Origin of the sequence: Streptomyces sp. GbtcB7, assembly GCF_019091445.1 — a bacterium.
GTDB lineage: Bacteria > Actinomycetota > Actinomycetes > Streptomycetales > Streptomycetaceae > Streptomyces > Streptomyces mirabilis.
The window spans coordinates 1-237 of sequence record NZ_JAGXJM010000621.1 but is presented as its reverse complement, the minus strand read 5'-3'; the positions used below and the strand labels follow the sequence as shown (position 1 = coordinate 237).

At 70.5% G+C, this 237-nt stretch carries 1 pseudogene; it reads right to left on the bottom strand.

The window, feature by feature from the left end:
* Window positions 1-237 (bottom strand): annotated as a pseudogene (locus tag KVT44_RS59840) (phenazine-specific anthranilate synthase component I); the annotation flags it as partial.

Here is a 237-nt window from a genome sequence, read left to right as displayed (position 1 = left end):
GCCACGCACCAGTTGTAGAACCCGACGGTCCCGGCCCGCCCGAAGAGCTCGAACCCCGTCTGCGCGCCCTGCTACGGGACCTCCTTGCGTTCGATCACCAGGCCCAGCTCCGCCGCGATCAGCTCGTGCCCGAGACAGACGCCGAGCACGCGGTGCCCGTGTCCCCCGATCACCTCGGCGGTGAGCACCCGCAGGAACCGCATCTTGGGATCGTCCATGTCCGAGGGGTCGCCCGGG